This is a genomic window from Paenirhodobacter populi, assembly GCF_004022215.1.
Classification (GTDB): Bacteria; Pseudomonadota; Alphaproteobacteria; order Rhodobacterales; family Rhodobacteraceae; genus Rhodobacter; species Rhodobacter populi.
The window spans coordinates 1-8232 of sequence record NZ_SAUZ01000055.1 but is presented as its reverse complement, the minus strand read 5'-3'; the positions used below and the strand labels follow the sequence as shown (position 1 = coordinate 8232).

Here is an 8232-nt window from a genome sequence, read left to right as displayed (position 1 = left end):
CTGCTGGGCCAGCGCCTGTCCGCCCGAGACTTCGACCGTCAGGTCGCGGAGTTCCAAGTCCGAGTTGCCGTCCTGAACGGCTTCACCGCGCTCGGAATCCCCGTAACGGAACCCAAGGCATAAGTCCCTTCGGGGAAAGGCAAGCCTCGGACTTCAGCTGATTTGTGCAACAGAGCAGCGCGGTGAGCTCTGCGGTGTCACCGTCCCGCAGTAACAGCCCGACATATTGCTCGGACAGCTCGATTGCCTGGAGGACCAACGCGTGGTTCTGGAGCACCTTGACCAGCCGGTCGGCTTCGAACGGGGGAAGCTGGTGATGGTCGCCGATCAGCAGCCGGCGTCCGGACAACATCATGGGACCGGCGAGTTCGGGTCCGGTTGCCTTGGCGGCCTCCTCGACAATCACCCAATCGAATTGCACGCGCGTCTCGACCAAGCGCTCGACATTTGAAAAATTGGCGGTGGAGATGACAATATTGGCGGCGTCGAGGATGAGGCTGGAGACAGCATTTAGTGCGACTCGATCATCCCTCTCGACAGCATCCTTCGACCTGGAAAGCCTCTGACCAGCGTTGAGCAATTGGACTACGCGGACGCGCAACGGCCCTGGTGCATCGCGGGCGATCGGGCTTTCCGAGAGGTGGCGCAAGTAGTCGAGTCCGGTAGCGTGGAGATCCTGATCGCTTCGGGGGCGTCGTTCACTCGCGGTGGCGTGGAGCGTCGCCTGCACCTCCGCCTGAAGGTGATCGAGCGCATCATGCCCCTGCGCGGTCAGTAAAATCCGGGTCGGGCGATCCTGGGCGAAGCGACGGCGGGACGATCTCGGTAGCGAGGCGGGTCTTGCCCACGCCCGGCGGACCGACAACGTAATATGAGGGCAGCGTAGACCAGAGTGCGTTGAGCGCCGAACGCTTGGGAAGATCCAGATCCTGAAAATGCTCATCGGCCTGCGCAACCTCATCGAGCGCCTCGCGACTCGAGCGTCGGACGCGACAAGGATCTGCCAGCATCTCGGCAAGATCGACGCGTGCGCTAAGCGCCTTGATGTTCCGGTGATCACCCCTTCGGTGCCAGTATCACGCTCTGTTCGCAGGAAGAACGGGCCGTTTTGTGGCAAGGCCTCATCTATCTCGAAGCAATACCCATGGCGGCCACGATGCTCACGCAATTCGATGAATGTTGCGATAATATCGCCGGCGCGGCTGGCACCTTGCGTCGCCGCCTGTGACATACGCCACTTGGCATCACCGTCGCGATGGTTGTCCTCGAACAGACGTTTGAGCGCATTCTTGGTGTCGACCAAGCCGACCTTCCGCGCGATCTTGTCGCGATCATGATCTGGCCCGGCCCTGACGATAGCATAGTGGCGGCCGTCCCTGCGCTCGATTTCGAGTATCTCCAGCGGGTACACTTCAAGTGACTTGATGATCGCTTCGACGATCTGGATGAGTAGGAGAGCTTGGCGTACCAGATCGCCTTGGCCGTGAGCCATGACTCCTTTCCCAGTCGTGGCAAAGCCCCTCAAGTCAAGCGCTTCGGGACCGAGTCTGGCGCGCAAATCGGTTCCGCTACGTACCGTCGTAGCAACTGTGATCGGCTGGACGAGGTCATGTTCTTCATGCCCCCCAATGCGTAGGGCGTCGCTGCGGGGTTTAATCTGCGAACAAACCGCAACGTCCCAAGCAGCAGTCCCGTCCTGGCGGAGCGGAGCAAGCGTGTAGACCATTTGGTCGCTTACCAACTGGAGACGGCTCTGCCCGGGATCGAACCCGCGCGGGACAAACAGCGCAACGCCGCGGTCGAGATCAGCGCGCACCCAGTCAAGCTGGTCGCGATATTCATCCGCCGGAATCGCTCCATCGGTGACTGTATAAACAGCATCTCCCACCCCGGTGTTTTGCGAAAAGTTTAGAATGAAGCTGCCTGAGCGGGCCGAGCCGGGCCTGCCAACTTCGGCGACAATGTCATCGATTGCCCGGGCGATCGAAATGGCATCGAGCTTGTCGAACAGTGTCGGTGCTACAAGCTGCTTGAGAAGCGCGCGCTCGGCGAGACCGAGGGGAATTGCGGTCTCGGAATTACCCGCGGTCCGGATGTCGCCCGACGCGCGCACGACCGCATCGAGGCATCGCGCTGTCATACGGCCGAGCGCCCTCCAGTCCTCTTCGAATGAGTAGCGCCTGGCGCGGATGGCTTCAGAGCTTTCGCCCGGTCTGGCATGCGCACGCTCGGCTCTGTCGGCGGAGAACCAGAGGCTCCATTCGAAGCCGGTAAGTTGGAAGTCGGGGTCTTCCGCGCCTTCTGTCATCAGTGAAACAGTTGAGAGATTGCCGTGAACCAGCCCTTGGACGTCGACGATACCGAGAGCGTCGACGGTCCGACGGATGTTGCGCCAAAAAAGCGCGCGAGGCCTCGGAGCGCCGAGGTGCGCGATCTGCATAATCGCCTTGGCCTGACGATTGTCTATGTCACCCATGATCAGGAAGAGGCACTGGCGCTGTCCAGCCGGGTCGTGCTGATACAGGCAGGCCGTATCGAACAGATCGACGGCGCTCGGGATATCTATAACCGACCTGTTAGCCGGTTTGCCGCCGAATTCGTTCTGCATCGGGTGGCCTGCAGTTGGAAACGACCCTTGGCACAACGTGACCTTCCGGCCGCATCTGATCGTCCTGGCCGGAAGTGATCCGATCAGCAAATCCCGCAGCGCGCCCCTGTCCACTTCCGGGCGAGCGGAGGCGTGATCGCCGGGGTTGTCGAACAGGAAGCACGCCTCTTCGGTCTGCCGCCATCAAGAGATGTCGCCCGGCTAGGAGGCAACCTGCATCTGCAGCCCCGATGCGTATCAGGGGCGACACCATTGCACTTCGTCCGATGCGTGGTCGTGCCCCCGTTACACGCTCTGCCGCACAGCGCGCAGGCGCCAGCCGGTCCATGCTCCCGCAAGGCAGGCGACGGCAAACACCCAGCCCGACAGGGCGCCGACCATGATCCCCGACAGGATCACCCCGACCGTGCAGCCAAGCGCGACCATCGCCCCCCAGCCCAGCATCACGCCGCCCAGAAACAGGCGCGGCACGTCGCGCACGGCGGGAAAGGCGGGCTTCCAGTCGCCCGCCGCATGGGCCGCTGCCGCTGCGCCCAGCACCAGCCCGACGACGAATACGCCATTGCGCGACAGCAGAGCTTCCTTGACCACGGTGGCGCAGCCCCTCAGCCCGTCCAACCCCAGAAGTGTATCCGGCAACAGGCCCAGATCCACCGCCGCCGTGCGCGAGAGGGAACCGAGCTCGGCCGTCACCCCAAGCGGCCCTATCCGGAACCACGCCAGCGTCGCGATGAACCCGATCAGCACGCCACCCAGAACACCGGGCCAGCGCCCGGCGGGGGTGGAGGCCCCTGCCCCGCGCTGACGCAGGATCAGCCAGAGCGCGCCGATCAGGGCCAACGTCAGAGCCAGCGCCCCGTCATGGCCGAGAAAGGCGGGAAGCCAGATCACCCGGGCGGAAATCACATCGTTCAGCCACAGCCAGTTCCACGACAGGAAGCCCAGAACGAACCCCACCGCCGCTCCGGCCAGCGCGATGACGGAACCATAGGCCCCTTCTCCCAGCCGGTAGAAATGCGCCGAGATGCACGATCCGCTGACCGCCATGCCCAGACCGAAAACAAAGGCGCCCGCCGCCAGCGTCAAAGACACCGGGCCGATATGGGCATCGGGTGGAAGGCGCCCGGTGGAGGGATCGGGCAACCACGCGCCCGCGATCACCCAATGGCCGACCGCACCCGCCGCCAACGCCGCCAGAATCGCGATCAGTCCCGAAGGGTTGCGGTCGCGGAACCAGTCCGCCGCATTGCACCAGAAACAGAAGCGCGACCGTTGCAGCACGATCCCGAACGCCGCGCCAAGCGCCAGCGCCACCGGCAGAGGCCGTCCCAAGGGGTCGCGCGCAGGCAAGGCCAGAAACAGCACGATCAGCGCCCCCAGAAAGACCGCCGCAGGAAGGATGCGATTGAATGTCATGAAGTCTCCGACATGAAGAGGGCGCGGCGAATGCCGCGCCCCAAGGGCAGGCCGACAGGGACGGCTTATTGTCCGGTCCAGACCGTGCCCGCAAGATTGGTGACGGGAACACCCACGGCATTGCCGTATTCCGTCCACGATCCGTCATAGTTGCGCACATCGTAGCCCAGGATCTTCTTCAGCGCATACCACGTGTGCGAGGACCGCTCACCGATCCGGCAATAGGTGATGACGGGTTTGGAACCATCCACCCCGGCCTCGGCATAGAGAGCCTTCAGTTCCTCGGGCGATCTGAAGCGGCCGTCTTCCTGCACCGCCTTGCCCCATGGCACGTTCACCGCACCCGAGACATGGCCTGCGCGGATGGCGGTTTCCTTGAAGCCCTCGGGGGCGATCACCTTCCCGCTGAATTCATCCGGGGACCGGATGTCGACGATCACGTGATCGCCTGCGTCCACCGCCGCGACGACATCGGGCAGCAGCGCGCGCAGATCGGTGTTCGCCTCCTTCAGAGCGATATTGCCTGCTGCCAGCGCGGCGGGCGACGTCGCCAGCGGGCGGCCCTCGGCCTCCCACAGTTTGCGGCCGCCATCGAGCAGCGCGACATTTTCGACCCCATAGACATCCAGCACCCATGCGCCCCAGGCGGCGAACCAGTTGTTGGTGTCACCATACAGGATGACGGTCGAATCCTGGTTCACGCCCGCGTTGCGCAGCAGGCCTTCGAGTTGCTCCTTGCTGGCGATGTCACGCCGGACCGGATCGACCAGATCCGTGTGCCAGACGACATTCGTCGCGCCCGGGATATGGCCGCGCTCATAGACACCGGGGTTGACGCTGACCTCGATCAGCCGGACCTCGGGGTTCTGCAGGTTGGATTCCAGCCACTCGGTCGTGACCAGAGGGCCAATGTCATTCGCATTGGCAACGGTGGCGCCAAGGGCCAGAGCCCCGGCAAGAAGGGAACGGAAAAACGGTTCCATGGCGTCTCCTGAAAGCGGCGCCGAAGGGGCCGGAAAAGGTGTTTGCGACAATCGTTTCTGCCGGGCCGGAAACCGACCACGAAACCATGTTAGACGACATCCCGATGCGGGCAATGAAACGGGTCTGGCGTTGTTTCGCGGGAATGAACCGGAATCTTCCCGCTGGCCCCGATACGGGAACAGGGTTTCACCAAATCGCCTGTGAACCGGCAGAATCACACGCGCAAAGCGCGGTGAGATGTCGGGGGATCGGCCATGAGGTCCATGGATCAAGTCCGGTGCCTCCGGCACGGCCGGTTCCCCGGACTTTTCGCAGTTCAGCCGCCCCGCAGCTTGATAAGCAGGCTCGCTCCTCTCGGGCGCGGATGAGTCGTAGGGTGGCATGCCTAAGACCACGGCGCCCTCGTATCCCGGAATGAGGATTCCTTGCGAGGCCGCCGTTAAAGGAAAGCGATCTGATAACGATCGAGGATCCCGAATGCAGCCACGGGAGGGTGTTCAGGCTGGACGACAACCCTGCCTGACTGTTCCAATCGGACAACGCCGGGACACGACCGCCCAGAACTCTGGCTGGCCGATGGCCCGATCAATGCCCGAACGGTGTGTCAGCGCTCGTCCGTCATGCGAACGGCCGGCCGGTCCACGCAGCGCGCGACCCAGCTCCGCACCGCGAGCGTCGAGGGAAGCGCATCCCCGAACCAGGCGAAGGGCGCCGCGCAGAGCAGATCCGCGGCACTGTAGTCCTGCCCCAGAAGATAGGGTTGCCGCAGCAGAACCTCGTCCAGTCGGGCAAGGGCCGTGTCGTAATCGCGCAGCGAAGCCTCGACCGCCGGATGTTTCACCCCGGCCCAGTTGAGGATCACGACAGGCTCGAACACGCCCTGATACCAGGCCAGCCAGGACAGGTAGCGCCCGCGTTCCGGATGCCCGATGGCACGGCCCAGCCCGGATTGCGGAAAGTGGTCGGTCAGATAGAGGATGATCGCCGCCCGTTCGCGGATCGTGTCTTCGCCATCGGTCAGATAGGGGACCTTGCCTTCGGGATGCGGGTTGGCCGGATCTCGTGCGCCGGATCCGTCCTGACGCGGGATCGTTACCTCGACCGTCTTGATCTGATCCGCGATGCCCAGTTCCAGGATCAGCTGCTTGACGCTGGTCGATCGGCTGTTGGGGGCATGGTAGAAGGTCAGCATGATTTGACTCCGTTGCTGTTTGCCGCCACATCCCTAGTCCAGCCCTGCTGACAGAAGGTGACAGGATGGCCCGCACCGACCGGTTGATGCGTCTGATGGATGTGCTGCGTCGTCTGCCCCCGCCGGTCACGGCCGGACGGCTGGCGTCCGAGACCGGCGTCTCGCAGCGCCAGCTTTACCGCGACATCGCCACGTTGCGGGCCGGGGGCGCGCTGATCGACGGCGAGGCGGGCGTCGGCTATGTGCTGACCGAGGATCCCGCCCTGCCGCCGCAGAGCTTTTCCCGGCTGGAGATCGAGGCGCTGTTGCTGGCGGTGCAGTCGCTGGACCGGATCGGCGATGCCGAGATGACCATGGCCGCGCGGGAGGCCATGGCGCGGATCATCGCCACCCTTCCCGGCGATCAGCCGCGTCAGGCGCTGCATGCGGTCATGCGCAGCTTTTCCGTCGGACCTGACCGCGATCCGCCCATCATCGACCTTGCCGTCCTGCGCCACGCCTGTTGGGATGAAACTGCGGTGAGGATCCTCTACACCGACCTGAAGGACAACATGTCCGAGCGGGTGATCTGGCCGCTTGGCCTGTCCTACGGGGATCGTAACCTGATGCTGCTGGCGCATTGCCGGCTGCGGATGGATTACCGGGTCTTCCATGTCAACCGGATCTCTGTGCTGGAACCCATGCAGGAAAGCTTCCGCCCGCAGAGGGTGCCGTTGATGCGCGCCTATGTGCAGGGCAGGGCGGAGATGGCGTCCCGCCGGGGCGCATCGTCAGGGCCTTGACGACATCGGCGCGGGCAGAGGGTGAAGCGCGGAAGACGGTGATCGGAATGATCCGTCAGCTTCGGGTAAAGCTGACGGAGACGGATACACGCCGGGCGGAACGGGCAACGGCTCTGCATGCGCTGCCTGAGATCAATCCCCATAGTCCATCTGCCCGAGATCCGTCAGCAGATCCGGACCGGAGGGCTGCCAGCCGAGACGCTCGCGGGTCACCGTGCTGGATGCCGGCATGTCCATCTGTGCGAACATCGCGAACCAGCCGAAATGCCGCCCGGATTCCTCTTTGGTAAGCGAGACCGTGGGAACACCCAGCCCGGCCGCAACCGCCCCGGCAATGTCACCCCCTGTTCGGCGACGGCATGATAGCGCAGACCGGATGCACCGCGATCCAGAACCAGCGCGAAGAGCCGCGCCACATCGGAGACATGGGCCGCCGCCCACCGGTTCGCCCCCGCGCCGATACAGGCCGCAACGCCCTTCTCCCGCGCGATGGTGAACCAACTCGAATCGCTTGCGCGCCGCTGGGGATTGCTCTTTCCCAAGCGATCCCAATACGGTGGCTGATCGTCGCCGCGCGTACATCCAAACGCCTTCATGCTGTTGCCCGTGGCGCATATAATCGACGCGAGCGGACGGCTTTGTTGCGCTATTCGGGATGAGGTCGGATTTGTCTCTTTCCCGGCTATGGTCAGCGCCTGCGGACGGTCTCGGGCGTGCCGAGTGATGTGAAGCGGTTCATGACTGAGCAGGTGAACGGTTGCCCATCGAGGCGCCATCGGTTCAAGCCCGATGGGCGACGGTTCGAGAGAACCTGCGGAGGATGCGGATCTGGACCTCTGCATCCTGCCTGTCGAAGTCTCTGGCCATGATGCGCTCGCCGAGCAGCTTGACGCATCGCATCTTGGCTTCGACCAGGCTTCGTCGGTGGTATCCGGACCATTTCTTCCAGTTGGCCCGGCCGAACCGCCTTCAGGCACGTAGCGCTTCGTTTCGCGCCTGCAGGCCGGGATCGTGGCCCTTCCAGCCCCTGGCATTTCGTCGCGGAGGTAGTGAGGGTCCGCCCGCCATTGGTGTCCGAGGGCGGGCCCGAACGGCATCGGCGCCTCGGGCCGCGATGGCGGCATGGCAGCCCTTGGTGTCGTAGAACCCATCGGCGGTGACACTGCCGATCCGCTCTTCAGCCGGGATCTGCGCCAGCAAGTCGGGCAGAACGGGCGCATCGCCGATGCGGTTACCGGTCATCTCCACCG

5 protein-coding genes and 2 pseudogenes are annotated in these 8232 nt (G+C 64.0%); 2 read left to right on the top strand and 5 right to left on the bottom strand.

Translation table 11 applies throughout. From position 1 onward, the window contains the following. Nucleotides 1–123, top strand: a pseudogene (locus D2T30_RS22515) (IS5/IS1182 family transposase); the annotation flags it as partial. Here the strand turns inward: D2T30_RS22515 and D2T30_RS22510 are convergent. The 4 genes from D2T30_RS22510 to D2T30_RS22490 all read right to left on the bottom strand — a co-directional run bounded on the left by D2T30_RS22510 (nucleotide 83) and on the right by D2T30_RS22490 (nucleotide 6200). After that, nucleotides 83–2608, bottom strand: a complete 2526-nt coding sequence (locus D2T30_RS22510) for an AAA domain-containing protein (RefSeq protein ID WP_128210609.1) — start codon at nucleotides 2606–2608, stop codon at nucleotides 83–85. The pseudogene D2T30_RS22515 and the gene D2T30_RS22510 sit on opposite strands and share 41 nt — an antisense overlap. A 285-nt stretch (nucleotides 2609–2893) precedes the next feature. Continuing rightward, entirely contained in the window at nucleotides 2894–4024 is a 1131-nt protein-coding gene (locus tag D2T30_RS22500) for a YeeE/YedE thiosulfate transporter family protein (protein ID WP_128210608.1), read from the bottom strand. A gap of 65 nt (nucleotides 4025–4089) precedes the next feature. Next, on the bottom strand, nucleotides 4090–5007 hold the full coding sequence (locus tag D2T30_RS22495; RefSeq protein ID WP_128210607.1) for a sulfurtransferase: 918 nt from the start codon (nucleotides 5005–5007) through the stop codon (nucleotides 4090–4092). 605 nt (nucleotides 5008–5612) lie between these two features. Then, on the bottom strand, nucleotides 5613–6200 hold the full coding sequence (locus D2T30_RS22490) for a glutathione S-transferase family protein (protein ID WP_128210606.1): 588 nt from the start codon (nucleotides 6198–6200) through the stop codon (nucleotides 5613–5615). A gap of 65 nt (nucleotides 6201–6265) precedes the next feature. On the opposite strand from D2T30_RS22490, the gene D2T30_RS22485 reads away from it, so the two are divergent. Further along, nucleotides 6266–6982, top strand: a complete 717-nt coding sequence (locus D2T30_RS22485) for a helix-turn-helix transcriptional regulator (protein WP_128210605.1) — start codon at nucleotides 6266–6268, stop codon at nucleotides 6980–6982. A gap of 780 nt (nucleotides 6983–7762) precedes the next feature. On the opposite strand, the pseudogene D2T30_RS22480 reads toward D2T30_RS22485, so the two are convergent. After that, a pseudogene (locus tag D2T30_RS22480) lies at nucleotides 7763–8232 on the bottom strand (transposase); the annotation flags it as partial.